The sequence below is a fragment of the Burkholderia sp. MSMB617WGS genome (assembly GCF_001532025.2).
GTDB classification, from domain to species: Bacteria; Pseudomonadota; Gammaproteobacteria; order Burkholderiales; family Burkholderiaceae; genus Burkholderia; species Burkholderia savannae.
Map to the genome: position 1 here is coordinate 2843137 of NZ_CP013457.1, position 26050 is coordinate 2869186.

The following is a 26050-nucleotide window of genomic DNA, read 5'->3' on the forward strand; positions in this document are numbered from 1 at the left end:
CGCCCGCGTCCGCTCGACCGGGCGCTCGAATTCTGCAATCGGGTTGCGCCGTCAGGCCGCGGCCGCGTGCGCGTGGCCGCCGACCATGCAGCGCTTATGCTCGACGTGGTACGCGAACTCGTCCCAGTAGTGCTTGAGCATCCCGCGCACCGGCATCGCCGCCGCGTCGCCGAGCGCGCAGATCGTGCGGCCCATGATGTTCTCCGCGACCGAATTCAGCAGATCCAGGTCTTCCTGGCGGCCTTCGCCGTGCTCGATGCGGTTCACGACGCGGTACAGCCAGCCCGTGCCTTCGCGGCACGGCGTGCACTGGCCGCACGACTCTTCGTAATAGAAGTACGACAGGCGCAGGAGCGAACGCACCATGCAGCGCGTCTCGTCCATCACGATCACCGCGCCGGAGCCGAGCATCGAGCCCGCCTTCGCGATCGAGTCGTAGTCCAGATCGGTCTGCATCATGATGTCGCCCGGAATCACCGGCGCCGACGAGCCGCCCGGAATCACCGCCTTGATCTTCTTGCCGCCGCGCATGCCGCCCGCGAGCTCCATCAGCGTCGCGAACGGCGTGCCGAGCGGAACTTCATAGTTGCCCGGACGCTCGACGTCGCCCGATACCGAGAAGATCTTCGTGCCGCCGTTGTTCGGCTTGCCCATCTCGAGATAATTCTGCGGACCGACTGCGAGCAGGAACGGCACCGCGGCGAACGTCTCGGTGTTGTTGATCGTGGTCGGCTTGCCATAGACGCCGAAGCTCGCCGGGAACGGCGGCTTGAAGCGCGGCTGGCCCTTCTTGCCTTCGAGCGATTCGAGGAGCGCGGTTTCCTCGCCGCAGATGTACGCGCCGTAACCATGGTGCGCGTGCAGCTGGAACGAGAAATCCGAGCCCATGATCTTCTCGCCGAGGAAGCCCGCGCGGCGCGCTTCCTCGAGCGCCGCTTCGAAGCGCCGATACACTTCGAAGATCTCGCCGTGGATGTAGTTGTAGCCGACGGTGATGCCCATCGCGTATGCGCCGATGGCCATGCCTTCGATCAGCGCGTGCGGATTCCAGCGCAGGATGTCGCGATCCTTGAACGTGCCCGGCTCGCCTTCGTCCGAATTGCAGACGAGATACTTCTGGCCCGGGAACTGACGCGGCATGAAGCTCCACTTCAGGCCGGTCGGGAAACCCGCGCCGCCGCGGCCGCGCAGCCCCGACGCCTTCACGTCGGCAATCACCTGCTCGGGCGGAATCTTTTCTTCGAGGATGCGGCGCAGCTGCTTGTAGCCGCCGCGCGCGACGTAGTCTTCGAGATGCCAGTTCTCGCCGTCGAGGCCGGCGAGGATCAGCGGTTTGATGTGACGATCGTGGAGGGACGTCATTTCGAGAGCTCCTCAAGCAGCTGGTCGATCTTCTCGCGGCTCATGAAGCTGCACATTTTGTGGTTGTTGAGCAGCAGCACCGGCGCATCGCCGCACGCGCCGAAGCACTCGCCTTCCTTCAGCGTGAACTTGCCGTCAGGCGTCGTCTCGCCGAAATCGATGCCGAGCTTCTGCTTCAGATAGTCGGCCGTCGCTTCGGCGCCGCCGTGCGGCCCGAGCTGGCACGGCAGGTTCGTGCAGAGCGTGATCTTGTGCTTGCCGACGGGCGCGAGCTCGTACATCGTGTAGAACGTCGCGACTTCCTGGACCGCAATGGCCGGCATGCCGAGATAGTCCGCGACGAACTGCATCAGTTCGGACGACAGCCAGCCATGCTCTTCCTGAGCGACGGCCAACGCCGACATCACAGCGGACTGTTTCTGATCGGCGGGGTACTTCGCGATCGCTCGATCGATTTCTTTCAGGCCTTCAGCTGAGATCATTTTCAGACACGACTCTTTCAATTCCTACCGCACGAACAACCTGCCGCATGACCGATGCGGCAGACCTGGCGCTCACTGTTGACAGCTTGTTGCGACGGCGAGCCCGAGGCGCGCGCCGCGTGTGACTCGCCGCGCGCGGCCCGGCCGGGCCCGCGAGCGGCGCGACCGTCAGCGGTCGACTTCGCCGAACACGATGTCCTGCGTACCGATGATCGTGACGGCGTCGGCGATCATGTGCCCGCGCGCCATTTCGTCGAGCGCGGACAGATGGGCGTAGCCCGGTGCACGGATCTTGAGGCGATACGGCTTGTTTGCGCCGTCCGACACGAGATAGATGCCGAACTCGCCCTTCGGGTGCTCGACGGCCGCATACGTCTCGCCTTCGGGCACGTGAAAACCTTCCGTGAAGAGCTTGAAATGGTGGATCAGATCCTCCATGTTCGTCTTCATGCCGACACGCGACGGCGGCGCGATCTTGTGATTGTCGGTGATCACTGGACCGGGATTCTTACGAAGCCACTCAATACACTGTTTCGCGATACGCGTCGACTGGCGCATTTCCTCGACACGCACGAGATAACGGTCGTAGCAATCGCCGTTCACGCCGACCGGGATATCGAAGTCGAGGCGGTCGTACACTTCATACGGCTGCTTCTTGCGCAGATCCCATGCAATGCCGGAGCCGCGGATCATCGGACCCGTCAGGCCGAGCTGCAGCGCACGTTCCGGCGTCACGACGCCGATGCCAACGAGACGCTGCTTCCAGATCCGGTTGTCGGTCAGGAGCGTTTCGTATTCGTCGACGCACTTCGGGAAGCGCGTGAAGAAGTCGTCGATGAAGTCGAGCACCGAGCCCTGGCGCGCTTCGTTCATCCTCGCAAGCGCCTTCTCGTTGCGGATCTTCGACGCCTTGTACTGCGGCATCGTGTCCGGCAGATCGCGATAGACGCCGCCCGGACGATAGTACGCCGCGTGCATGCGCGCGCCGGACACGGCCTCGTACACGTCCATCAGATCTTCGCGCTCGCGGAACGCATAGAGGAATACCGCCATCGCGCCCACGTCGAGCGCGTGCGCGCCGATCCACATCAGGTGGTTCAGCACGCGCGTGATTTCGTCGAACAGCACGCGAATGTACTGCGCGCGCTCCGGCACGTCGATGCCGAGCAGCTTCTCGATCGCGAGCACGTAGCCGTGTTCGTTCACCATCATCGACACGTAGTCGAGACGATCCATGTACGGCACGGACTGGATGAACGTCTTGTTTTCGGCAAGCTTCTCGGTCGCCCGATGCAACAGGCCGATGTGCGGATCGGCGCGCTGGATCACTTCGCCGTCGAGCTCGAGCACGAGGCGCAGCACGCCGTGCGCCGCCGGGTGTTGCGGACCGAAGTTGAGCGTGTAGTTCTTGATTTCAGCCATGACGCCCTCTCAATGTTTCAGACCGCCATAGCGATCCTCGCGGATCACGCGCGGTGTGATTTCGCGCGGCTCGATCGTCACCGGCTGGTACACGACGCGCTTCTCTTCCGGGTCGTAACGCATTTCGACGTAGCCGGAAACCGGGAAATCCTTGCGGAACGGGTGACCGATGAAGCCGTAGTCGGTGAGGATGCGGCGCAAGTCCGGGTGGCCTTCGAACACGATGCCGTAGAGGTCGAACGCTTCGCGCTCGTACCAGTTCGCCGAACTCCAGACATCGACGACCGACGACACGATCGGCAGATCGTCGTCGGGCGCGAACACGCGCACGCGCAGGCGCCAGTTGTTCGCGACCGACAGCAGGTGCAGGACGGCGGCAAAACGCAGCCCTTCGTAGGCCCCGTCGCCGTAGGTTTGATAGTCGACGCCGCAGAGGTCGATCAGTTGCTCGAAGCCGAGCGAGCGATCGTCGCGCAGCTGCTTCGCGACTTCGAAATAATCGTTCGCCTTCACGACGAGCGTGAGCTCGCCAACCGCTTCTACGAGGCTCACCACGCGCGCGCCGAGCGCGGCTTCGAGGTTCGCCTTGAGGGTCTCGATTTTGCTTGCCATGTTGTGGGGTGCTCGATGCTTTATTGACGGGCGATGGTGCTCGTGCGGCGGATCTTCGCCTGCAGCTGGATCACACCGTAGACGAGCGCCTCGGCGGTCGGCGGACAGCCCGGCACGTAGACGTCGACGGGCACGATCCGATCGCAGCCGCGCACCACCGAATACGAGTAGTGGTAGTAGCCGCCGCCGTTCGCGCACGACCCCATCGAGATCACCCAGCGCGGCTCGGCCATCTGGTCGTAGACGCGACGCAGCGCGGGCGCCATCTTGTTGCAGAGCGTACCCGCGACGATCATCACGTCGGATTGACGCGGGCTCGGACGAAACACGACGCCGAACCGGTCGAGGTCGTAGCGGGCGGCGCCCGCATGCATCATTTCCACTGCGCAGCACGCGAGCCCGAACGTCATCGGCCACAGCGAGCCGGTACGCGTCCAGTTGATCAGCTTGTCAGCCGTCGTGGTGACAAACCCTTCCTTCAAGACCCCTTCGATACTCATTTGCTTTCCACTCCAGACAGGCGGCGACGCGTGGCCGCCCATGCAAACCGGCGATTAGCCCGTCACTCCCAGTCGAGGCCGCCCTTCTTCCAGATATAGGCAAAGCCGAGCAGGAATTCGAGCAGGAAAATCATCATTGCGATGAAACCGGGCCAGCCGATCTCGCGCAGGGCAACGCCCCACGGAAACAGGAACGCGGTTTCGAGATCGAAGATGATGAACAGAATCGCAACGAGGTAGTAGCGCACGTCGAACTTCATGCGCGCGTCCTCGAACGCCTCGAAGCCGCACTCGTAGGGCGCGTTCTTCTCGCTGTCGGGCTTGTTGGGACCGAGGATCTTGCCGATGCTGACCAGCGCTATACCTAAACCAGTGCCCACCAGGAGGAACAACAAGACGGGGTAATAGGCTGCGAGGTTCAAGGCTATCCTCTATTGGTTGGTTCCGAGCGTTCCGGAGAATAACACCGTTCCGGGGAAAGGATCATTTCGGACTACCGGAGAACCCAAGCCGAGCGCAAGGGTAGCCCAGAAATGAAAAATGCCAGCCACACGAAGCGGCTGGCATTGAGTAACTTTGGTGCCGACGGCGAGACTCGAACTCGCACAGCTTTCGCCACTACCCCCTCAAGATAGCGTGTCTACCAATTTCACCACGTCGGCACTGCATGCAACCCGGGAAGAACTTTGTATCCCGCGAATCGCTTCAAGATTTAAATTCTAACCCGCTTCCTCAAATTGTTCAACGCACAAGCGCGAATTTTTTGAATTTATTTCGGCACGTCCTGACCAGGCGCGGACGCGGCCGACACGGCGGCCGGCGCGGATGCCGCGGGCGCCTGCGATGCCGCAACCGACGACGCCGCGGGCGCGGGAGCCGCACCGAGCACACCGACCGACGGCGCCGACTTGTACGAGCCGAGGTACGTCAGCGCGAGCGTCGCGACGAAGAAGATCGTCGCCAGAACGGCCGTCGTGCGCGACAGGAAGTTCGCCGAGCCCGTCGCACCAAAGAGACTGCCCGACGCCCCGCTGCCGAACGCGGCACCCATATCCGCGCCCTTGCCATGCTGCAGCAGCACGAGGCCGATCACGCCGAGCGCGGACAGCAGTTGGACCACGATAATCAAGACTTTCAAGTACGGCATATACATTCACCTGTTTGGTTTCAAGCAATCGGCGCACCCGCCGGCCGCCCCGCTATTCTTCGCGCGCCCGCGTCGTGCGAACGCTTACTGCGCTGCCTGGCAGATCGCCAGAAAATCGCCGCTCTTCAACGACGCGCCGCCGATCAGGCCGCCGTCGATATCGGGCTGGCCGAACAGTTCGACCGCGTTGTCGGCCTTCACGCTACCGCCGTACAGCAGCGACACGTGCTCCGCCCCCTTCGCCGCGAGCCGTGCGCGCAGGAACGCGTGCACCTGCTGCGCCTGCTCGGCCGTCGCGCTCTTGCCCGTGCCGATCGCCCAGACGGGCTCGTACGCGACGACGATGCGCGCCGCCTCGTCCGAGGACAGCGCCGCGAGCACCGCGTCGAGTTGCGCGCCGACGACCGGCTCGGTCGCGCCCGCCTCGCGCTCGGCGAGCGTCTCGCCGACGCACACGATGGGCGTCAGACCCGCAGCGAGCGCGCGCTGCGTCTTCGCCGCGACGGTCTCGTTCGATTCACCGTGATACGCACGGCGCTCCGAGTGCCCGACGATCGCGTAAGCCGCACCGAACTCCGCCACCATGCCTGCCGCGACTTCGCCGGTGTAGGCGCCCTGCTCGTGCGCGGACACGTCCTGCGCGCCCCACGCGACGCGGCCGCCCTGAAGCTGCGCCCGCGCTTGCGCGAGGTACGGGAACGGCACGCACACGCCGATGCCGACGTTATCGCCCACCGCTTGCGCGCCCTGCGCGACTTCGTTCAGCAACGCCTGGTTGCCGCTCAGGCGACCGTGCATCTTCCAGTTGCCGATCACCCGCTTGATTCTTTGTTTCGACATCGTTTGTCTCGTCGTGGACGCACCGAAGCCGGGCGTCGTGTTCATCTGGCGAAGCGAACCCGCGATTTTACTGCGGCGCTCGAGAACCGGTCAAACGACCGATGTCAAGCGTTCGCACCCCAATCGAGCACGATCTTGCCGACGTGCTCGCTGCTCTCCATCAGCGCATGCGCGTCCGCGGCCTGCGCGGCCGGCAGCACTCGATAGACGACGGGCTTCACGCGCCCGTCCTCGATGAGCGGCCACACATGCGCCTTCAGCTGCGCGGCGATGCGCGCCTTGAATTCGACGGGCCTCGGCCGCAGCGTCGAGCCCGTGATCGTCAAGCGCCGCCGCAGGATCTCGGCGAGGTTGATCTCCGACTTCGCCCCGCCGAGGAGCGCGATCACGACGAGCCGGCCGCCGTCGGCAAGCGCCGTCAGCTCGCGCGGCACGTACGCGCCCGCGACCATGTCGAGGATCACGTCGACGCCCCGATCGTGCGTGAGCGACTTCACGACCTCGACGAAATCCTCGGTCTTGTAGTTGATCGCGCGCTCCGCGCCGAGCTTCTCGCATGCGCGGCACTTGTCGTCGGTGCCCGCCGTCGCGAACACGCGAAAACCGCGCGCATGCGCGATCTGGATCGCCGTCACGCCGATGCCGCTCGAGCCGCCCTGCACGAGAAGCGTCTCCTGCGCGCCGCCTTCGCCCGCACCCAGTTGCGCGCGATCGAACACGTTGCTCCACACGGTGAAGAACGTTTCCGGCAACGAGGCGGCCTCGACGTCGGTCAATCCGCTCGGCACCGGCAGGCACTGCGCGAGCGGCGCGGCCACGTATTGCGCGTAGCCGCCGCCCGCGAGCAGCGCGCAAACGCGGTCGCCGAGCTTCAGGCCGAACGGGTTCGCCGCGGGGTCGGAAAGATCGCCGCCGACGATCTCGCCGGCGACCTCGAGGCCCGGCAGATCCGATGCGCCGGGAGGCGGCGCATAAGCGCCCTTTCTCTGGAACACGTCCGGACGGTTGACGCCGGACGCCGCCACCTTGATCAGCACCTCGCCGCGCCTCGGCTCCGGCTGCGGCCGCTCCGTCAGCTTCAGCACGTCGGGCGCGCCGAATTCGGTGATTTCGATCGCTTTCATGCACGTCGCTCCAAGATCGTGACGGGTTTGCGCACGCGATGCGCGCTCCGCAAACCGGTCCATCCTATGAAAAACGGCCGGCGCGCCTTCGCGCTGCCGGCCGTTGCGTCGCCGCTTACTGCTGCGGCGGCGTGTCCGTCTGAGCCGCCGCCTCGTTCAGCAGCGCCTTGGCCGACAGACGCACGCGACCCTTTTCGTCCGTCTGGATCACCTTGACCTTCACCTGCTGGCCTTCCTTCAGGTAGTCGTTGATGTCCTTCACGCGCTCGTTGACGATCTCCGAGATGTGCAGCAGACCGTCCTTGCCCGGCAGCAGGTTCACGATCGCGCCGAAATCGAGCAGCTTCAGCACGGTGCCTTCGTACACCTGACCGACTTCGATCTCGGCCGTGATGTTCTCGATGCGCTTCTTCGCTTCGGCCATGCCTTCGCTGTTCGTGCTCGCGATCGTCACGACGCCGTCATCCGAGATGTCGATCGTCGTGCCGGTCTCTTCGGTCAGCGCGCGGATCACCGAGCCGCCCTTGCCGATCACGTCGCGGATCTTTTCCGGGTTGATCTTGATCGTGATCATGCGCGGCGCGAATTCCGACAGCTGCGTGTTCGCTCCGGCGACCGCTTCCTTCATCTTGCCGAGGATGTGCATGCGGCCTTCCTTCGCCTGCGCGAGCGCGACCTGCATGATTTCCTTCGTGATGCCCTGGATCTTGATGTCCATCTGCAGCGCGGTCACGCCGTCGGCCGTGCCGGCCACCTTGAAGTCCATGTCGCCGAGGTGATCTTCGTCGCCGAGGATGTCGGTGAGCACCGCGAACTTGTTGCCTTCGAGGATCAGGCCCATCGCGATGCCCGCGACGTGCGCCTTCATCGGCACGCCGGCGTCCATCAGCGCGAGGCAGCCGCCGCACACCGACGCCATCGACGACGAACCGTTCGATTCGGTGATTTCCGACACGACGCGGATCGAGTAGCCGAATTCGTCGGCGCTCGGCAGACACGCGACGAGCGCGCGCTTCGCGAGGCGGCCGTGGCCGATTTCGCGGCGCTTCGGCGAGCCGACGCGGCCCGTTTCGCCGGTCGCGAACGGGGGCATGTTGTAGTGGAGCATGAAGCGCTCGCGATACTCGCCTTCGAGCGCGTCGATGATCTGCTCGTCACCCTTCGTGCCGAGCGTAGCGACGACGAGCGCCTGCGTCTCGCCGCGCGTGAACAGCGCCGAGCCGTGCGTGCGCGGCAGCACGCCCGTGCGGATCTCGATCGGGCGCACGGTGCGCGTGTCGCGGCCGTCGATGCGCGGCTCGCCGCTCAGGATCTGGCCGCGAACGATCTTCGCCTCGAGGTCGAACAGGATGTTGCCGACCGTTGCCTTGTCGGCCGCGACCGTGCCGGCCGCCGTCGCTTCTTCTTCCAGCTTCGCCGACGTCGCTGCGTACACTTCCTTCAGCTTCGTCGAACGCGCCTGCTTGTCGCGGATCTGGTAAGCGGCGAGCAGTTCCGGCTGGGCGAGCTCGGTCACGCGTGCGTTGAGCGCCTCGTCCTTCGGCACCGGCTGCCAGTCCCACTCGGCCTTGCCGCCTTCGCGCACGAGCTCGTGGATCGCGTCGATCGCGGTTTGCATCTGCTCATGGCCGAACACGACCGCGCCGAGCATCACGTCTTCAGGCAGTTGCTCCGCTTCCGATTCGACCATCAGCACCGCACGCTCCGTGCCCGCCACGACGAGGTCGAGGCGCGACGCCTTGATCTGCTCGCGCGTCGGGTTCAGCACGTATTCGTTGTTCACGTATGCGACGCGCGCGGCGCCGACCGGGCCGTTGAACGGCAGGCCGGACACGGCGAGCGCGGCCGATGCGCCGATCAGCGCCGGGATGTCGGCCGGGATTTCCGGGTTCACCGACAGCACGTGAATCACGACCTGCACTTCGTTATAGAAGCCTTCCGGGAAGAGCGGGCGCAGCGGACGGTCGATGAGGCGCGAGGTCAGCGTTTCGTGCTCCGAAGGACGGCCTTCGCGGCGGAAGAAGCCGCCCGGGATCTTGCCTGCCGAGTAGGTCTTCTCGATGTAGTCGACGGTGAGCGGGAAGAAATCCTGGCCCGGCTTCGCCGACTTCGCGCCGACGACGGTCGCGAGGACGACGGTGTCCTCGATATCGACGAGCACGGCGCCGCTAGCCTGGCGCGCGATCTCGCCGGTTTCGAGGCGCACCTTGTGCTGGCCCCATTGGAATTCCTTCACGACTTTGTTGAACAGAGACATGGTCGCTCCTTTCGTTCGTTATCGGACGCCGTGCGCGGACAAAGCCGGCACGGCGGCAGCGCGACCGGGCCACATGGGAAGAGGTGTGTTTTTTATGCCATTCCAGCGCCGTGCTCGCCGCCCGGCGTCGAGCGGGACGCGAACAGCGCGCTGGAATGACACAAAGCTCAACCCTTGTGCGCCTGGCCGGTTGTGGGCTTCGACAGCCCGGCGGCAAGCATCGTGCATGCCGCGAAAAAACAAAATGCCTGTATCAGCAGACTGACACAGGCATCTTGCTGAGGCGAGCAACGCCCCGATTACTTACGCAGACCCAGCTTCTCGATCAGCGCGCGGTAACGGTCGGCATCCTTGCCCTTGAGGTAGTCGAGCAGCTTGCGACGGCGGCTCACCATGCGCAGCAGGCCGCGGCGGCTGTGGTGATCCTTCGCGTGGGTCTTGAAGTGACCCGTCAGTTCCGTGATGCGCGCCGTCAACAGCGCGACCTGCACTTCGGGCGAGCCCGTATCGTTGGTGCCGCGCGCGAACTGAGCAACGACTTCCGACTTCTTGATATCAGCAACAGACATTTGATTTCCTTTCGACTGAACAGGCGGACACGGAAGAAAGGCCGTGCCGTGATTTACAACCGGCGCAAATTGTAGCACAGGTCGCTCGGCCGGCGAAGCCCGCCTTTCACGGGCGTTTCATACGGCATGCGGCGGACGCCGCGCCCCGCGTGGGCGGCAGCTCGAGCACCGTCCGGAAGCCGTAGCCCGAGCCCGCGTTGTCGAAACGCGCGCCCGGCGCGCCGACGCGGTCCATTTCGATCACATAAAGGGGTTGAATCAATTGATGATCGGCCGCGCGCATCTGCGCCGGATGGAATCCGTCGTCGTACCGCATTCCCTCGAGCGCCTTCGCGACGGCGACCGGATCGGCCGAGCCCGCGCGCGTCATCGCCGCGGCCAGCATCTCGATCATCTCGCTCATCCGCCGCACCGGATAGTCGTCCCGCGGCGCCGGGAAACGCGCGCGGAACGCCCGGTAGAACGCGTCGGACTGCGCGCCGCCCGCATTCGGGTGCCAATCGGCCACGGCGAGCACGCGCTTCACGCCCGCGTCGCCGAGCGCGGCCGGCGCATCGAGGCTGTTGCCGTAGAACGTGTAGAACTTCGTCGCGAGCCCCTGCTCGCGCGCCGCGCGCACGAGCAGCGTCAGATCGTTGCCCCAGTTGCCCGTGACGACCGCGTCCGCGCCGCTCGCACGAATCTTCGCGACGTACGGCGAAAAATCCTTCACGCGCCCGATCGGATGAAACTCGTCGCCGACGATCGCGATGTCCGGACGCCGCGCGCTCAACGCGGCACGCGCGAGCGCGCTGACGTCGCGCCCGAAACTGTAGTCCTGATTCAGCAGATAAACCTTCCCCACCGCGCGGTCGCGCGCGAGCACGTCGGCAAGCGCATCCATTCGCATACCGGCATGCGCGTCGAAGCGGAAGTGCCAGAAGCTGCAATCGCGCCCCGTCAGCGCGGGATCGTCAGCCGAATAGTCGAGGAACAGCGCGCGATGCCCGGGATCGCGGGCGTTGTGCTTATCGAGCGCGGCGACGAGCGCCGCCGCGACGGCCGAGCCGTTGCCCTGCGCGACGAAACCGATCCCCTTGTCGGTCGCGGCGCGCAGCTGGACGAGCGCTTCCTCGACGCCGCCCTTGCTGTCCAGCACGACGAGCTCGAGCGGATGGACGCCGTCGCGCAGCCGCACGCCGCCTTGCGCGTTGACGCGTTCGACGCCGAAGCGCAGATTGCGCTCGACCGCCGCGCCCGCGTTCGCGAACGGTCCCGACACCCCCTCGACGAGCGCGATCCGGATCGGCTCGCCCGTCGCGCCGGCCGACGCGGGCAACGGCATCGCCAATGAAAGCGCCGCCGAGGCGGCGGCGGCAAAACGCATCCAATAGGAAGACATTGCGTGATTTCCTGCGCAGTCGGTTCGTCGAGCGCTGGATCATAGGCGAGCGCCCGGCGGGCCGGCAAGCCGCACGAGCGCACGACGCGAGGAATGCCGGCGGACATCGACCGTCCGAACGGTCGGCTGGACAACGCCTCGGCCGCGGCCCGCCGCGCCCGCCCTCGGCTCCGGAGGCCGCCCGAAACCGCGGCATCGCTTTCGCCGCGCCGTTCCGCCGCGGATGCCGGGCCGCGCAAACTTTTCCGGGCCGGTACGCGCACGCGGTGGCCCGCCGTGATAAAACGTCGCCATCCCCGCCTCATGGAGAAACGTATGCTCGCTCGTCTCCCGGTTCTGTTCGCTTGCGCGGCGGCGCTTCTCGCCGGCTGCGCGCAGCCGTGGCAGCAGTTTCGCGCCGGAGAGGATTCGTCGGCGATCGTCGCTCGGATGGGGCCGCCGCGCGAAGTCTACGATCTGCCGAACGGCGGCAAACGCCTGATGTGGCCGACCCAGCCGATGGGCGAGGTCACGACGGCCGCCGACATCGACGCTCACGGCAGGATCGTCAACGTTCGGCAGGTGCTGCAACCGCTCGAGTTCTACCGCGCCGAGATCGGCAAGTGGACCAAGACCGACGTGCTCGTGAACTTCGGCCGTCCGGTCGAGACGTCGTACTTTCCGCTGATGAAGCGCGAAGTCTGGACCTATCGCTACCTCGAAGACAACGTCTGGTACATGCTCTACAGCTTCTACTTCGACGACAACGGCATCCTGCGCCTCACGCAGAAGACGCCCGATCCGCTGCACGATCCCGACCGCCGCTCGCTGTTCTGATCCCCCGCCGCCGGCCGCCCGGCCGGCGCCCCCCCTTTCGGGAAGTCATTTAATGCACGCGGGCTCTTAAATGACTTTTTTATCATTTTCAGATTAGCTTTTTAAAATTTTTGTCATCTTTCATGACGCGGCAATATCGTGGTTATCGCGTCGATGAAATCAAAATCCCAAAAATCCCCTGCCGCCCCATCCCCGCTGGACGGGCGTCTCACGCCCATTTCGGTGCGACATGCACTCTTTCCAGCCGTTTGCTTTTCACGGTTGGTGCAATCGCCCTATCCCTGAAAATAAATTGCAACAGAATATTTCAAATTGAACTTCCGATTACAAGTTCCCCCTAATATCACACACAACAACCTTTCAATTTAGAAAGCCAATGGTTCCGCGCCGATGCATGTTTGCGTCGCCGCTACCGCACGCATAAGAAGGAATCCTCAATGAATCGCCCGAAAAGCATGCTCGTCGCCAATATCGCCTGGGCCAGCGAGACGTCCGAGCGCTCGCCCGACTTCTTCGACACGCTGTCGCGCGGCCAGAATCCGCGCGTGCTGTGGATCGGCTGCGCCGACAGCCGCGTGCCGGCCGAAACCATCACGCAGAGCGCGCCAGGCGAACTATTCGTTCACCGAAACATCGCGAACATCTTCCAGCCCGACGACGACAACTGCGCGAGCGTGCTCGAGTACGCGGTCAAGGTGCTGAAGGTCGATCACGTGATCGTCTGCGGGCACTACGGCTGCGGCGGCGTGCGCGCGTCGCTGCTGCCGCCGTCGCACGAGCTGCCGCACGTGAACCGCCGGATCGCGCCGCTGTGCGCGCTCGCCGGCCGCCATCGCGCGGAGCTCGACGGCGTGCCGCCCGACCAGGCCGCCGACCGGCTCGCCGAGCTCAACGTGCTCGAGCAGGTCCGCCTGCTGCGCAGCTCGCCGATCATCCGCGACGCCGATCCCGCCCCGCTCGTGCACGGCTGGATCTTCTCGCTCGCCGACGGGCGTCTCAAGGAACTCGCGTCCGGCTACGCGGCCGCCGAACCGGCGCCGCAAGCCGAACGCGCAGAAGCGGCGGCCGCCTGATAGGCCCGCACCGCCGCACGCACTCAAGCCTCAACCCGTTTTTCTCCGTTCACTATGAAGAATCTACGCGCTTACTTTTCCACGTTTCCGCGCGACTTCGTGGCCGGCACCGTCGTGTTCCTCGTCGCGCTGCCGCTCTGTCTCGGAATCGCCAACGCATCCGGCGTCGAGCCGTTCGCGGGCCTCGTGTCCGGCATCGTCGGCGGCCTCATCGTCGCCGTGCTGAGCGGCTCGCCGCTATCCGTCAGCGGCCCCGCCGCGGGCCTCGTCGTGATCGTCGTCGACGGCATCGCGCAGCTCGGCAGCTTCCAGGCGTTCCTGCTCGCCGTGCTGCTGTCGGGCGTGATCCAGTTCGGCTTCGGTCTCCTGAAGGCCGGCCGGTTCGCCGCATACGTGCCGTCGCCCGTGATCAAAGGCATGCTCGCCGCCATCGGCATCCTGCTCATCGTCAAGCAGATGCCGTTCGCGCTCGGCCTGTCGGGCGACGGCGACTCACCGGGCCACGCGGTGCTCGCGTCGAGCGCGATCGCGTTCGCGTCGCTCGCGCTCCTCGCCGTGTGGGAGACCCGCGCGATGCGCCGCTTCGCGTTCGTGCGCCTTGTGCCCGCGCCGCTCGCCGTCGTGATCCTCGGCATCGGCGCCACGGTTCTGCTCGGCTTCGTCTCGCCGAATTTCGCGCCGCCCGCCGAGCACCGGGTCGCGCTGCCCGAGCTCGCTTCGTTCGCCGCGCTCGGCAATGCGCTGAAGACCGTCGACCTCGGCCCGAACTTCGCGTACCTGCTGAGCCCGGACGTGTGGCGCATCGCGATCACGATTGCCGTCGTCGCAAGCCTCGAGACGCTGCTCAGCCTCGAAGCGGTCGAGCAGATCGATCCGAAACGCCGGCCGTCGCAGCCGAATCGCGAGCTGAAGGCGCAAGGCATCGGCAACCTCGTCGCGGGCGCGATCGGCGGCCTGCCGATCACGTCGGTGATCGTGCGCAGCTCGGTCAACGTGAATGCAGGCGCGCAAAGCCGGATGTCCGCGATCGTGCACGGCGTGATGCTCGTCGTCAGCGTGTTCGCGCTCACCGGGCTGCTGAACCTGATCCCGCTCGCGAGCCTCGCGGCGATCCTGATCCACACGGGCTTCAAGCTCGCGAAGCCAGCGCTCTTCACGTCGGTCGCGAAGCAGGGCCCGGGTGCATTCCTGCCCTTCGCGGTGACGATCGCGGGCGTGCTCGCGATCGACCTCCTCGCCGGCATCGCGCTCGGCCTCGCGTGCTGCGTGCTGGCCGTCGCGTGCGCGAATCTGCGCAGCCCGGCGACGCTCGCGCAGCACGACGACCACTATCTGCTGTCGTTCCGCAAGGACGTGTCGTTCCTCGGCAAGGTGCAGATCAAGCAATATCTCGCGCAGATTCCGGATCGCGCGGTCGTCATCATCGACGCGACCCGCGCCGACTACATCGACCACGACGTGCGCGAGATGATCGACGCGTTCGTTGCGGAAGCGCCGCTGCGCGAGATCACGGTCGATTACCGGCGCCAGGTTCAGCACGCGCGCGGCGGCGGCTTGCGCTCGTTCTTCCGCAGCCCGACGACGCAGTAAGCGCCTGGGCCGGCCGGCATGCGCCGGCCCGTCGCGCAGTAAAAAAAACGCCCCGCGAGGCCATCGGCCCGCGGGGCGTCGTTCGTTCGCGGCACGGCGGCGATGCCGCCGCGCTCGCGTATCGCGCGTCACGCGCGCTGCGGATTCAGCTTGTCGACGTTCGAATACAGCTTGTTGAGCGCGGCGATGTACGCCTTCGCCGACGCCGCGACGATGTCCGGATCGGTGCCGACGCCGTTGACGATCCGCCCGCTCTTCGACAGGCGCACCGTCACTTCGCCCTGCGCCTGCGTGCCCGTCGTGATCGCGTTGACCGAATACAGCAGCAGCTCGGCGCCGCTGCCGACTTCGGTCTCGATCGCGTTGAACGTCGCGTCGACGGGACCGTTGCCGCTCGCCTCGCCCGCCACTTCGTCGCCGTCGACCGCGAACACGACCTTCGCCTGCGGCCGCTCGCCCGTCTCCGAGCGCTGCGCGAGCGACACGAACTTGTAGTGCTCGTGCTCGTGCGCGAGCGCCGATTCCTCCTCGGTGACGATCGCGATGATGTCCTCGTCGAAGATCTCGGCCTTGCGGTCGGCGAGATCCTTGAAGCGGGCGAACGCGGCGTTCAACTCGGTTTCGCTGTCGAGCGACACGCCGAGCTCCTGCAGGCGCTGCTTGAACGCGTTGCGGCCCGACAGCTTGCCGAGCACGATCTTGTTCGCGGTCCAGCCGACGTCTTCCGCACGCATGATCTCGTACGTGTCGCGCGCCTTCAGCACGCCGTCCTGGTGGATGCCCGACGCGTGCGCGAACGCGTTCGCGCCGACGACCGCCTTGTTCGGTTGCACGACGAAACCGGTGATCTGCGACACGAGCTTCGACGCCGGCACGATCTGCGTCGTGTCGATGCCGAGCTCGAGACCGAAATAGTCCTTGCGGGTCTTCACGGCCATCACGATTTCCTCGAGCGACGTGTTGCCCGCGCGCTCGCCGAGGCCGTTGATCGTGCATTCGACCTGGCGCGCGCCGCCGATCTTCACGCCGGCGAGCGAGTTCGCGACCGCCATCCCCAGATCGTTGTGGCAGTGCACCGAGAAGATCGCCTTGTCCGAGTTCGGGATGCGCTCGCGCAGCGTCTTCACGAGGTTGCCGTACAGCTCCGGCACGCCGTAGCCGACCGTATCCGCGATGTTGATCGTCGTCGCGCCCTCGGCGATCACCGCTTCGAGCACGCGGCAGAGGAAATCCATGTCGGAGCGGCTGCCGTCTTCCGGCGAGAACTCGATGTTGTCGGTGAACTTGCGCGCGAAGCGCACCGCGAGACGCGCCTGCTCGTACACCTGGTCGGGCGTCATCCGCAGCTTCTTCTCCATGTGCAGCGGCGACGTCGCGATGAACGTGTGAATCCGGAAGCTGTCCGCAGGCTTGAGCGCGTCGGCCGCGCGCTGGATGTCCTTGTCGTTCGCGCGCGCGAGCGAGCAGATCGTGCTGTCCTTCACTTGCGACGCGATCGCTTGGATCGCGTCGAAATCGCCGTTCGAGCTGGCCGCGAAGCCGGCTTCGATCACGTCGACCTTCATGCGCTCGAGCTGCTTCGCGATGCGGATTTTCTCTTCCTTCGTCATCGACGCACCGGGCGATTGCTCGCCGTCGCGCAGCGTCGTGTCGAAAATGATCAGCTTGTCTGTCATGGGGACTCCAGGTGTCGAATGGGGAAACACACGTGATGAAGCTCGCGCCGCCACCGCAGGCGACGCTAGACAACAGACGAAGCTCGACGGAGGGCGAAAACGGTCAGCGCGGCAGGCGCGCTAGCGCTAGCGCGCGTAGCGGCGCACCGGCTAGAAGAAGGGAGAGGCGGGAAAATGCGGTCATGGCGTCGAATATAGCGGCATTCCCGGCCGCGCGCAATCGGCGGCTTTCCGAGGGCCGGAACACCGCGCCGCGCGCCGCCCGGGCAAGACTCGCGCAACAAAACGGCGGCCCCGCGGGCCGCCGTCTCGGGTGCGCTTCCGGCAAGAACCGGGCGCGAACCGGGCTCATTCCGGCGCGCAAGCGCGCGTCAGTGCTCCCGCTGCGACGAGCGCGCCGGATTGGCGCGGCCGCGCACGGCCATATAGGCCCAGAACACGTAGCCGGACAATCCGTACAGCACGAACAGGCCGAACAGCATCAGCGGCGGATCGGACGACACGAGCACGAACGCGACGACGACGAGCAGGATCGCCGCGAACGGCACCCGGTGCCTCACGTCGAGCGCCTTGCCGCTGTAGAACGGCGCGTTCGACACCATCGTCACGCCCGCGTAGACCGTCAGCGCGAACGCGACCCACGGCAGCCAGCCGAGCTTCATCGGCACGCGGTTGTCGGTCGCGAGCCACACGAAGCCCGCGATCAGCGCCGCGGCGGCCGGGCTCGGCAGCCCCTGGAAGAAGCGCTTGTCGACGACGCCGATGTTCGTGTTGAAGCGCGCGAGGCGCAGCGCGGCGCCCGAGCAGTAGACGAACGCGGCGAGCCAGCCCCAGCGGCCCAGATCCTTCAGCACCCACTCGTACATCACGAGCGCGGGCGCGACGCCGAACGACACCATGTCGGACAGGCTGTCGAACTGCTCGCCGAACGCGCTCTGCGTGTGCGTCATGCGCGCGACGCGGCCGTCCATCCCGTCGAGCACCATCGCGGCGAAGATCGCGATCGCCGCGGTTTCGAAGCGCACGTTCATCGCCTGCACGACGGCGAAGAAGCCGCAGAAGAGCGCGGCCGTCGTGAACGCGTTCGGCAGCAGATAGATGCCGCGCGTCCTCAGGAACTGCTGGCGCGCGGCGCGCCGGCTCTCGACGGGCGCGACGTCCTGCGCGACCGATTTGTTGTGACGAAACGACCTCGGCCACGGAGCGTTGCCGTTGCGCGGCCGGCGCGGTTTGAATGCGGCCATCGATACGCCTTCCCGATTACTGTTGTTCGGGCAGTTCGGCGAGGATCGTCGACGATGCGGACACCTTCTCGCCGATCGACACGCGCGCGCGGCTGCCCTTCGGCAGATACACGTCGACGCGCGAGCCGAAGCGGATGAAGCCGTAGCGCTGGCCGCGCGTCACGGGCTCGCCCGCGCGCACGTAGCAGAGAATCCGGCGGGCGACGAGGCCCGCGATCTGCACGGCCGTCACGGTGTGGCCCGCCCCCGTCTGGATCACGACCGCGTTGCGCTCGTTCTCGGCCGACGCCTTGTCGAGCGCGGCGTTCAGAAACGCGCCCGGGAAATATTCGACCTTCTGCACCGCGCCGTCGACGGGCGAGCGCTGCGAATGGACATTGAACACGTTCATGAACACGCTGATCTTCAGCGCTTCGCGATTCGCATACGGATCGTGCGCCGTCTCGACCGCGACGATGCGGCCGTCGGCCGGGCACAGCACCGCGTTCGCCTGCGTCGGAATCGGCCGCGGCGGATCGCGGAAGAACTGGACCACGAAGACGAGCAGCAGCCAGAACGGCCAAGCGAGGCCGAACCCGCCAACGGCGTGGATCAACAGCGCGACGACGGCCGCGATCGCGATGAACGGCCAGCCTTCGCGCGCGATGATCGGATGAGGATAGTTCATGGTTCGTTCTTCGATGAATTGCAAAGCCCGTAGGATAGCAAAAGCCGCCCTCGGCTCCGGTGCCTTCGGGCGGCTTTTTGACGTCGGCCCCCGATTCGGGGCGCCGGATGGGTCGCGCAGCTTAGTTCTTCGACTGGTCGACCAGCTTGTTCTTCGCGATCCACGGCATCATCGCGCGCAGCTTCGCGCCGACCTGCTCGATCTGGTGCTCGGCCGTCAGGCGGCGGCGCGACTGCAGCGTCGGCGCGCCCGCCTTGTTCTCGAGGATGAAGCTCTTCGCGTATTCGCCCGTCTGGATGTCGGTCAGGCACTGCTTCATCGCCTTCTTCGTCTCTTCCGTGACGACGCGCGGGCCCGTCACGTACTCGCCGTATTCGGCGTTGTTCGAGATCGAGTAGTTCATGTTCGCGATGCCGCCTTCGTAGATCAGGTCGACGATCAGCTTCAGCTCGTGCAGGCACTCGAAGTACGCCATTTCCGGCGCGTAGCCCGCTTCGACGAGCGTCTCGAAACCCGCCTTGATCAGCTCGACGGTGCCGCCGCACAGCACGGCCTGCTCGCCGAACAGGTCGGTTTCCGTCTCTTCGCGGAAGTTGGTTTCGATGATGCCGGCGCGGCCGCCGCCGTTCGCCGCCGCGTACGACAGCGCGATGTCGCGCGCCGCGCCCGACTTGTCCTGCGCGACCGCGATCAGGTGCGGCACGCCGCCGCCCTGCGCGTACGTGCCGCGCACCGTGTGGCCCGGCGCCTTCGGCGCGACCATGATCACGTCGAGATCCGCGCGCGGGATCACCTGGCCATAGTGGACATTGAAGCCGTGCGCGAACGCGAGCGCCGCGCCTTGCTTGACGTTCGCATGCACTTCCTGCGCGTAGACGGCGGCGATCTGCTCGTCCGGCAGCAGCATCATCACGACGTCGGCGCCCTTCACGGCTTCGGCGACTTCCTTGACCGTGAGGCCGGCGTTCTCGGCCTTGCTCCACGACGCGCCGCCCTTGCGCAGGCCGACCGTCACGTTCACGCCGCTGTCCTTCAGGTTCAGCGCGTGCGCATGGCCTTGCGAGCCGTAACCGATGATCGTCACCTGCTTGCCCTTGATGAGGGAGAGGTCGGCGTCCTTGTCGTAGAAAACTTTCATGATTGTTCCTTCGCTGATTCAGTGAAATTCGTGAGTGAAGCCGGGCTCTGACGGCGCACCCGGCTCGTTCGGCGCGGCGGCGTCACACCTTCAGAATGCGCTCGCCTCGACCGATGCCCGAGCTGCCGGTGCGCACGGTCTCGAGAATCGAGCCCGCGTCCAGCGCCTGAATGAATGCGTCGAGCTTGTCGCTCGCACCCGTCAATTCGATCGTGTAGGTCTTCTCGGTCACGTCGATGATGCGGCCGCGGAAAATGTCCGCCATCCGCTTCATTTCTTCGCGCTCCTTGCCCACTGCCCTCACCTTGATGAGCATCAGCTCCCGCTCGATGTGTGCACCGTCGGTCAGGTCCACCACTTTCACCACCTCGATCAGGCGGTTCAGATGTTTCGTGATCTGTTCGATCACGTCGTCGGAGCCGATGGAAACGATGGTCAGGCGCGACAGCGATTGGTCTTCGGTCGGCGCCACCGTCAAGGTTTCGATGTTGTAGCCGCGTGCGGAGAACAGACCGACCACGCGCGACAGCGCGCCCGGTTCGTTTTCCAGCAGGACGGAAATGATGTGTCTCATGTTCGCTTCTTCCAGAATATATCCGTGTCGATTAGCCTGCGCCGCGCACCGCCGCGTGCCGCGCCGCCCTTCGTGAAGGCGGCCGCCCGCGCACCGGGCGCGCGTCGCGCCGTTACAGGTCTTCCGATCCGAGCAGCATCTCGGTGATGCCCTTGCCGGCCTGGACCATCGGCCAGACGTTTTCGGTCGGATCGGTCTGGAAGTCGAGAAACACGGTGCGGTCCTTCAGGCGCAGCGCTTCCTTCAGCGCCGGCTCGACGTCCGCGGTCTTTTCAATACGCATGCCGACGTGGCCGTACGCCTCGGCGAGCTTCACGAAATCCGGCAGCGCATCCATGTACGAATGCGAATAGCGCTTGCTGTATTCGATCTGCTGCCACTGGCGGACCATGCCGAGGTAGCGGTTGTTCAGCGACAGGATCTTCACGGGCGTGTCGTACTGCAAGCAAGTCGACAGCTCCTGGATGCACATCTGGATCGAGCCTTCGCCCGTAATGCACAGCACGTCGTCGTCCGGGTGCGCCATCTTCACACCCATCGCCGCCGGCAGGCCGAAGCCCATCGTGCCGAGGCCACCGGAATTGATCCAGCGGCGCGGCTTGTTGAAGCGGTAGAACTGCGCGGCCCACATCTGGTGCTGGCCGACGTCGGAACACACGAACGCGTTGCCGTCCGTCAGCTCCCACGCCTTCTCGACCACGTACTGCGGCTTGATGATCTCGCTTTCACGGTCGTACTTCAGGCAGTCCTTCGCGCGCCAGGCTTCGATGTCCTTCCACCACTGCGCGAGCGCTTCGGTGTCGGGGCCGTGCTCGGCCGTCTGCAACTGCTCGATCAGCTCCTTCAGCACTTCCTTCACGTCGCCGACGATCGGGATGTCGACCTTCACGCGCTTTGAAATCGACGACGGGTCGATGTCGATGTGAATGATCTTGCGCGGACGCGACGCGAAGTGCGCCGGATCGCCGATCACGCGGTCGTCGAAGCGCGCGCCGATCGCGATCAGCACGTCGCAGTGCTGCATCGCCATGTTGGCTTCGTACGTGCCGTGCATGCCGAGCATGCCGAGGAACTTCTTGTCCGACGCGCGGTAGCCGCCGAGCCCCATCAGCGTGTTCGTGACGGGATAGCCGAGCAGATCGGCGAACTGGTTCAGCTCGCGCGACGCGTCGGCGAGGATGATGCCGCCGCCCGTGTAGATGTACGGACGCTTCGCGGACAAAAGGAGCGACACCGCCTTGCGGATCTGCCCCGAGTGGCCCTTCGTGACCGGGTTGTAGGAGCGCAGCGACACGCTCTTGACGGGCTCGTACTCGCACGGCGTCTTCGACACGTCCTTCGGAATGTCGATCAGGACGGGGCCGGGCCGGCCGGTGCGCGCGATGTAGAACGCCTTCTTGACGGTTTCCGCGAGCTCGCGCACGTCCTTCACGAGGAAGTTGTGCTTCACGCAAGGACGCGTGATGCCGACGGTGTCGCACTCCTGGAACGCGTCCTGGCCGATCGCCGCGGTCGGCACCTGGCCGCTGATCACGACGAGCGGAATCGAATCCATGTAGGCGGTGGCGATGCCCGTCACCGCGTTCGTGACGCCCGGGCCGGACGTGACGAGGCACACGCCGACCTTGCCCGTCGAGCGCGAATACGCGTCCGCGGCGTGCACGGCCGCCTGCTCGTGGCGCACGAGCACGTGTTGAATCTTGTCTTGCTTGTACAGCTCGTCGTAGATGTAGAGGACCGAGCCGCCAGGGTAGCCCCAGATGAATTCGACGTTCTCGTCGGCCAGTGCCTTCATGAGCACGGTGGCGCCGATGGAGCCGGTTTTCTGAGGGGAAAGGGATTCCGACGTGGAGAATTCCGCGCTGGGCATGTTCATCTTGGACCTTTCGAATTTTCGGCAAAAAATTGATCGGGTGCTCTCTGCCGGGCTTGTGGCTCGGGTTCAAGCGGCGCGTCCAGTTGAAAGGCGGGCTTCATGGGCCAGCCTCAAATGTGACCATCACTTATGTTGCGAACTGGCAACGATAGCGGGTCCCCGGCAGGCGGTCAAGCGGAAAATCCCGCGGCGCATCAATCGTCTCGTCGCAACGGCGGCAAGCCGCCCGGCCGACGCCGGCGGCGAACCGTCGCGCACGCGCGTTTCGGCAGCCTGACAGCCCGAACAGGATGCCCTGCGCCGCGAAAATTTGTTAGCATCCGCGGGTTTTACGAATTTTTTCCGATCTTTTCACGCCGCAAGAACGCAGCGCAGACCTTCACGGAATGGCATCAGACAAGGAACTCGCGGACTTTCTGGCGGGCGTCGAAAGGCGCGCGTTCAAGCAGGCTGCATACGCGGTGCGCGACGACGACGCGTCGCTCGACATCGTGCAGGACGCGATGATCCGGCTCGCGGAGAAATACGGCGAGCGCCCGGCCGCCGAGCTGCCGCTGCTTTTTCAGCGGATTCTCCAGAACGCGATCCACGACTATTTCCGCAGACAAAAGGTGCGCAACACCTGGGTCAGCCTGTTCTCGTCGCTGAACAACACCGACGACGACGAGTTCGACCCGCTCGAGACGCTCGAATCGGCGGACGGCGACGGCGTCGAGAGCGGCGAGACGCGGCTCGAGCGCGAGCAGGTGCTCGCCCTCATCGACGATGAAATCCAGAAGCTTCCGGCACGTCAACGGGAAGCCTTCCTGATGCGTTATTGGGAGGATATGGATGTCGCCGAGACAGCCGCCGCCATGGGGTGTTCGGAAGGCAGCGTCAAGACGCACTGCTCCCGGGCCACTCACACATTGGCGTTGGCGCTCAAGGCCAAAGGAATCACGCTATGAGCTCCGCTCCCGTAACGAAAGAAGAACTCGAATTCGCCCTCAAGGTGCGCCGCGCGCTCGACGAGCGTGCGGCCTCGCTGCCCGCCGCGACGACGGAGCGGCTCGCCGCCGCGCGCCGCGCCGCGCTCGCGCGCAAGAAGCCCGATGCCGCGATCGTGCTCGTGCCGGCGCTCGCCGGCAGCGCCGGCACGCTCGAGCTGCGCCCGCCCGACGAGCCGCGCCGCCAGTCGCTCGCGCGCCGGCTCGCCCGCGCGTGGCCGCTCGCGCTGCTGCTCGCGGGCCTCGTCGGCATCGCGTACTGGGAAGACATGCAGCGCACCGCGGAGCTCGCGGACATCGACGCCGCGATGCTGAGCGACAACCTGCCTCTCAACGCGTATCTCGACCACGGGTTCAACGCGTATCTTTCGCACACTCACTAACGCCAACGCATCAAGAAGAGGAACGCACGGGTGAGTCAAAAACGGGGATTGGCTGTCTTTTTCGGTTGCGTGATCGCGCTCGTCGTCGCGTACGCCGCCACCTACCCGCGCTTTCACCCACAACCGGCCGCGGTGGCGGCGGCGAGCGCGCCGGCGATCGCGTCGGCCGCGAGCGCGCTGTCGGCCGACTTCCCGCCGCTGCCGCCGTCGAGCCCGCTCTCCTGGGCGCGCCTCACGCCGCAGCAGCACGTCGCGCTCGCGCCGTTCGCGAATCAATGGGATTCGTTCAGCGACGAGCGCAAGCGCAAATGGCTGAAGATCGCGGCGCGCTTCCCGAAGATGTCGCCTGAAGCGCAAAAGCGTCTGCAGGAACGGATGACCGAGTGGGTCCGGATGACGCCCGAGCAGCGCCGCGTCGCGCGCGAGAACTACCTGGTGTCGAAGGACCTGTTGTCCGCGCAGGCCCGCGAGAAGGCGTGGACGGCTTACCAACAGCTGTCGCCCGAGCAGAAGGAGAAGCTCGCGGCGGCCGAGCGCCGGCGCCGGCCGACCGTCGTCAGCGCGCCGCCCACCGGCAAGACCGATCGCGACATCAACCGGCTCGTCAACGCGCACGACCGCCATCCGGCAAGCGCCTCCGCCGCGAGCACCGCGCCGCCGGCGGCCAGCGGGCCCGCCGCGACGCCCGCTGCGGCGTCGACGACGACGGGCGCCGTCACGCCGCCCGCCGCGCCGACGCCCGTGTCGCCGTCCGAGGCGCCGTCGCTCTTCAACGGTTCGTAAGCGTCCGTGACGACGCCCGCGATGCCATCCGAGCCGTCGCCGCCGAGCGTGCGGCGCCGGCTCGCCGCCCTCGCCTACGAAAGCCTGCTTCTCTTCGGCGTCGTGTTCTTCGCCGGCCTCGCGTTCGGCGTGACGCTGCAACAGCGCAACGGCCTCGAACGCCACAACCTGCTCGCCGTGTGGATCGCGGTCGTCGTCGGCGCGTACTTCGTCTGGTTCTGGACGCACGGCGGCCAGACGCTGCCGATGAAGACCTGGCGGCTGCGCGTCGAGACCGCGCGCGGCGCGCCGCTGTCGGCCGGCCGGGCGCTCGTGCGCTACGCGCTCGGCTGGCTGTGGTTCCTGCCGCCGCTTGCGCTGCACCCGCTCGCGGGCTTTTCCGTGCCGCGCACGCTCGCGGCCGCGGCCGTCTGGTTCGCGCTGTGGACGCTCGCCGCACGGCTGCATCCGAGCCGCCAGTTCCCGCATGATCGCCTCGCCCGCACCCGCATCGTCGATGCGCCCCGCCGCGCCTGATTCCCCGTAATAAGAACGTCTCGTGACTGTCACGGCACAGTCACGCCCGCATGGCGCAATGCCGATAACATCAATCGGCGCGAGTCATGCATGGGCAAAAAAACGTCCGCGACCTCCTTCTTCCGTGATCCTGCCGGCCTGCACGCCGCCAGTGCCTTTCTGTCCGGCTCGGCCGCGAGCGACACGCTCGCGCCGGCCCGCCCTCCCGCCGCGAGCGCCACGCGGCACGACGACCACGAGCCCGCCTCGCACCGCTACCGGACGATCTGGCTGTCGGACATCCACCTCGGCACGAGCGGCTGCCAGGCCGGCTACCTGCTCGACTTTCTCAAGCACAACGAATCGGAATATCTGTACCTCGTCGGCGACATCATCGACGGCTGGCAGCTGAGGAAGGGCTGGTACTGGCCTCAGGCGCACAACGACGTCGTGCAGAAGATCCTGCGCAAGGCGAGGAAGGGCACGCAGGTCGTCTACATTCCCGGCAACCACGACGAAGGCGCGCGCCAGTTCTGCGATCTCGCGTTCGGCGAGATTCACGTGCGCGGCGAGGCGTTCCACACGACGCTGTCGGGCAAACGTTTGTGGGTCGTCCACGGCGACCTGTTCGACGGCGTGATCCAGCACGCGAAGTGGCTCGCGTATCTCGGTGACACGCTGTACACGCTGATCCTCGTGCTGAACCGCTGGTTCAACCGGATCAGGAGCCGCTTCGGCTTTCAGTACTGGTCGCTGTCGCAATACCTGAAGCACCAGGTGAAGAACGCCGTGAACTTCATTTCGTCGTTCGAAGCAGTGATGACCGACGAGGCGCGCCGCCGCGGCTGCGACGGCGTCGTCTGCGGCCACATCCACAAGGCCGAGATCCGCGACATCGACGGCGTGCTGTACTGCAACGACGGCGACTGGGTCGAGAGCCTGTCCGCGCTCGTCGAGACGATGGAAGGCGAGCTGAAGATCGTCTACTGGACCGTGTTGCGCACGCCGTCCGCCACTCAATCGCGCAAGACGAAAACCGCCACCGCCTGATCC

Annotated in this window: 27 protein-coding genes and 1 tRNA gene; 9 read left to right on the forward strand and 19 right to left on the reverse strand. The window is 65.8% G+C overall.

Annotated elements, in window-relative coordinates; genetic code table 11:
- Nucleotides 1–51 precede the first annotated feature (51 nt).
- The 13 genes from nuoF to WT60_RS14055 all read right to left on the reverse strand — a co-directional run bounded on the left by nuoF (nucleotide 52) and on the right by WT60_RS14055 (nucleotide 11696).
- Nucleotides 52–1362: an NADH-quinone oxidoreductase subunit NuoF gene (nuoF, locus tag WT60_RS13990; RefSeq protein ID WP_038747256.1), complete on the reverse strand. Its 1311-nt coding sequence runs from the start codon at nucleotides 1360–1362 to the stop codon at nucleotides 52–54.
- Nucleotides 1359–1844 (reverse strand): NADH-quinone oxidoreductase subunit NuoE, encoded by a 486-nt coding sequence (gene nuoE, locus WT60_RS13995; RefSeq protein WP_038747259.1) that lies wholly within the window; start codon nucleotides 1842–1844, stop codon nucleotides 1359–1361. The genes nuoF and nuoE overlap by 4 nt, the downstream gene beginning before the upstream one ends.
- Before the next feature lie 168 nt (nucleotides 1845–2012).
- Nucleotides 2013–3266 carry an NADH-quinone oxidoreductase subunit D gene (locus tag WT60_RS14000; protein WP_060355254.1) on the reverse strand — a complete coding sequence of 418 codons (1254 nt, stop codon included), beginning with the start codon at nucleotides 3264–3266 and terminating at the stop codon, nucleotides 2013–2015.
- A 9-nt stretch (nucleotides 3267–3275) separates the two neighbouring features.
- Nucleotides 3276–3878 (reverse strand): NADH-quinone oxidoreductase subunit C, encoded by a 603-nt coding sequence (locus tag WT60_RS14005; protein WP_038747263.1) that lies wholly within the window; start codon nucleotides 3876–3878, stop codon nucleotides 3276–3278.
- A gap of 20 nt (nucleotides 3879–3898) precedes the next feature.
- A complete protein-coding gene (locus tag WT60_RS14010; RefSeq protein WP_004186402.1) occupies nucleotides 3899–4378 on the reverse strand; it encodes an NADH-quinone oxidoreductase subunit B in 480 nt (159 codons plus the stop codon).
- A 62-nt stretch (nucleotides 4379–4440) separates the two neighbouring features.
- Nucleotides 4441–4800, reverse strand: coding sequence for an NADH-quinone oxidoreductase subunit A (locus WT60_RS14015; protein WP_004186624.1), 360 nt, complete (start codon nucleotides 4798–4800; stop codon nucleotides 4441–4443).
- Nucleotides 4801–4955: 155 nt separating this feature from the next.
- Nucleotides 4956–5040 (reverse strand) — tRNA-Leu (locus WT60_RS14020).
- Between the two features lie 107 nt (nucleotides 5041–5147).
- On the reverse strand, nucleotides 5148–5525 hold the full coding sequence (gene secG / locus WT60_RS14025) for a preprotein translocase subunit SecG (RefSeq protein WP_038747374.1): 378 nt from the start codon (nucleotides 5523–5525) through the stop codon (nucleotides 5148–5150).
- 84 nt (nucleotides 5526–5609) lie between these two features.
- Entirely contained in the window at nucleotides 5610–6410 is an 801-nt protein-coding gene (gene tpiA, locus WT60_RS14030) for a triose-phosphate isomerase (RefSeq protein ID WP_186448538.1), read from the reverse strand.
- Between the two features lie 59 nt (nucleotides 6411–6469).
- Nucleotides 6470–7489, reverse strand: a complete 1020-nt coding sequence (locus WT60_RS14035; RefSeq protein ID WP_038747266.1) for an NAD(P)H-quinone oxidoreductase — start codon at nucleotides 7487–7489, stop codon at nucleotides 6470–6472.
- Nucleotides 7490–7604: 115 nt separating this feature from the next.
- On the reverse strand, nucleotides 7605–9746 hold the full coding sequence (gene pnp, locus WT60_RS14040) for a polyribonucleotide nucleotidyltransferase (protein WP_038747269.1): 2142 nt from the start codon (nucleotides 9744–9746) through the stop codon (nucleotides 7605–7607).
- A 299-nt stretch (nucleotides 9747–10045) separates the two neighbouring features.
- Nucleotides 10046–10315 carry a 30S ribosomal protein S15 gene (gene rpsO, locus WT60_RS14050; RefSeq protein WP_038747271.1) on the reverse strand — a complete coding sequence of 90 codons (270 nt, stop codon included), beginning with the start codon at nucleotides 10313–10315 and terminating at the stop codon, nucleotides 10046–10048.
- Between the two features lie 106 nt (nucleotides 10316–10421).
- Nucleotides 10422–11696 carry a branched-chain amino acid ABC transporter substrate-binding protein gene (locus WT60_RS14055; RefSeq protein ID WP_060355255.1) on the reverse strand — a complete coding sequence of 425 codons (1275 nt, stop codon included), beginning with the start codon at nucleotides 11694–11696 and terminating at the stop codon, nucleotides 10422–10424.
- A 303-nt stretch (nucleotides 11697–11999) separates the two neighbouring features.
- Here WT60_RS14055 and WT60_RS14065 point away from each other — a divergent pair, with 303 nt between their 5' ends.
- The 3 genes from WT60_RS14065 to WT60_RS14075 all read left to right on the forward strand — a co-directional run bounded on the left by WT60_RS14065 (nucleotide 12000) and on the right by WT60_RS14075 (nucleotide 15175).
- Nucleotides 12000–12512, forward strand: a complete 513-nt coding sequence (locus WT60_RS14065) for a hypothetical protein (RefSeq protein WP_038747277.1) — start codon at nucleotides 12000–12002, stop codon at nucleotides 12510–12512.
- A gap of 437 nt (nucleotides 12513–12949) precedes the next feature.
- On the forward strand, nucleotides 12950–13585 hold the full coding sequence (locus WT60_RS14070) for a carbonic anhydrase (protein WP_038747279.1): 636 nt from the start codon (nucleotides 12950–12952) through the stop codon (nucleotides 13583–13585).
- A gap of 54 nt (nucleotides 13586–13639) precedes the next feature.
- The gene (locus tag WT60_RS14075; RefSeq protein WP_038747282.1) at nucleotides 13640–15175 is read left to right on the forward strand and encodes a SulP family inorganic anion transporter; all 1536 of its coding nucleotides are present in this window, start codon (nucleotides 13640–13642) and stop codon (nucleotides 15173–15175) included.
- 128 nt (nucleotides 15176–15303) lie between these two features.
- Here WT60_RS14075 and WT60_RS14080 read toward each other — a convergent pair whose 3' ends face one another.
- From WT60_RS14080 to WT60_RS14105, 6 genes are all read right to left on the reverse strand, one after another.
- Complete coding sequence (locus WT60_RS14080; RefSeq protein WP_038747284.1) at nucleotides 15304–16851, reverse strand: 2-isopropylmalate synthase; 1548 nt, start codon at nucleotides 16849–16851, stop codon at nucleotides 15304–15306.
- Between the two features lie 371 nt (nucleotides 16852–17222).
- Nucleotides 17223–18095 (reverse strand): CDP-diacylglycerol--serine O-phosphatidyltransferase, encoded by an 873-nt coding sequence (gene pssA, locus WT60_RS14085; RefSeq protein ID WP_038747289.1) that lies wholly within the window; start codon nucleotides 18093–18095, stop codon nucleotides 17223–17225.
- A 16-nt stretch (nucleotides 18096–18111) separates the two neighbouring features.
- Nucleotides 18112–18762 carry a phosphatidylserine decarboxylase gene (locus tag WT60_RS14090; RefSeq protein ID WP_038747292.1) on the reverse strand — a complete coding sequence of 217 codons (651 nt, stop codon included), beginning with the start codon at nucleotides 18760–18762 and terminating at the stop codon, nucleotides 18112–18114.
- A gap of 121 nt (nucleotides 18763–18883) precedes the next feature.
- A complete protein-coding gene (gene ilvC / locus WT60_RS14095) occupies nucleotides 18884–19900 on the reverse strand; it encodes a ketol-acid reductoisomerase (protein ID WP_038747295.1) in 1017 nt (338 codons plus the stop codon).
- Nucleotides 19901–19982: 82 nt separating this feature from the next.
- Nucleotides 19983–20474, reverse strand: a complete 492-nt coding sequence (ilvN, locus tag WT60_RS14100) for an acetolactate synthase small subunit (protein WP_004186134.1) — start codon at nucleotides 20472–20474, stop codon at nucleotides 19983–19985.
- A 112-nt stretch (nucleotides 20475–20586) separates the two neighbouring features.
- Entirely contained in the window at nucleotides 20587–22350 is a 1764-nt protein-coding gene (locus tag WT60_RS14105; protein ID WP_059574629.1) for an acetolactate synthase 3 catalytic subunit, read from the reverse strand.
- On the opposite strand from WT60_RS14105, the gene WT60_RS34495 reads away from it, so the two are divergent.
- The 6 genes from WT60_RS34495 to WT60_RS14135 all read left to right on the forward strand — a co-directional run bounded on the left by WT60_RS34495 (nucleotide 22322) and on the right by WT60_RS14135 (nucleotide 26047).
- Nucleotides 22322–22627, forward strand: a complete 306-nt coding sequence (locus WT60_RS34495; protein ID WP_186448594.1) for a hypothetical protein — start codon at nucleotides 22322–22324, stop codon at nucleotides 22625–22627. The genes WT60_RS14105 and WT60_RS34495 overlap by 29 nt on opposite strands.
- A gap of 109 nt (nucleotides 22628–22736) precedes the next feature.
- On the forward strand, nucleotides 22737–23297 hold the full coding sequence (locus tag WT60_RS14115; protein WP_038747300.1) for an RNA polymerase sigma factor: 561 nt from the start codon (nucleotides 22737–22739) through the stop codon (nucleotides 23295–23297).
- The gene (locus WT60_RS14120) at nucleotides 23294–23719 is read left to right on the forward strand and encodes a DUF3619 family protein (protein ID WP_038747303.1); all 426 of its coding nucleotides are present in this window, start codon (nucleotides 23294–23296) and stop codon (nucleotides 23717–23719) included. The genes WT60_RS14115 and WT60_RS14120 overlap by 4 nt, the downstream gene beginning before the upstream one ends.
- Nucleotides 23720–23749: 30 nt before the next feature.
- On the forward strand, nucleotides 23750–24502 hold the full coding sequence (locus WT60_RS14125; RefSeq protein WP_038747305.1) for a DUF3106 domain-containing protein: 753 nt from the start codon (nucleotides 23750–23752) through the stop codon (nucleotides 24500–24502).
- A gap of 6 nt (nucleotides 24503–24508) precedes the next feature.
- Nucleotides 24509–25018: an RDD family protein gene (locus WT60_RS14130; RefSeq protein ID WP_161788657.1), complete on the forward strand. Its 510-nt coding sequence runs from the start codon at nucleotides 24509–24511 to the stop codon at nucleotides 25016–25018.
- A 90-nt stretch (nucleotides 25019–25108) separates the two neighbouring features.
- The gene (locus tag WT60_RS14135; RefSeq protein ID WP_038747307.1) at nucleotides 25109–26047 is read left to right on the forward strand and encodes a UDP-2,3-diacylglucosamine diphosphatase; all 939 of its coding nucleotides are present in this window, start codon (nucleotides 25109–25111) and stop codon (nucleotides 26045–26047) included.
- Nucleotides 26048–26050 lie beyond the last annotated feature (3 nt).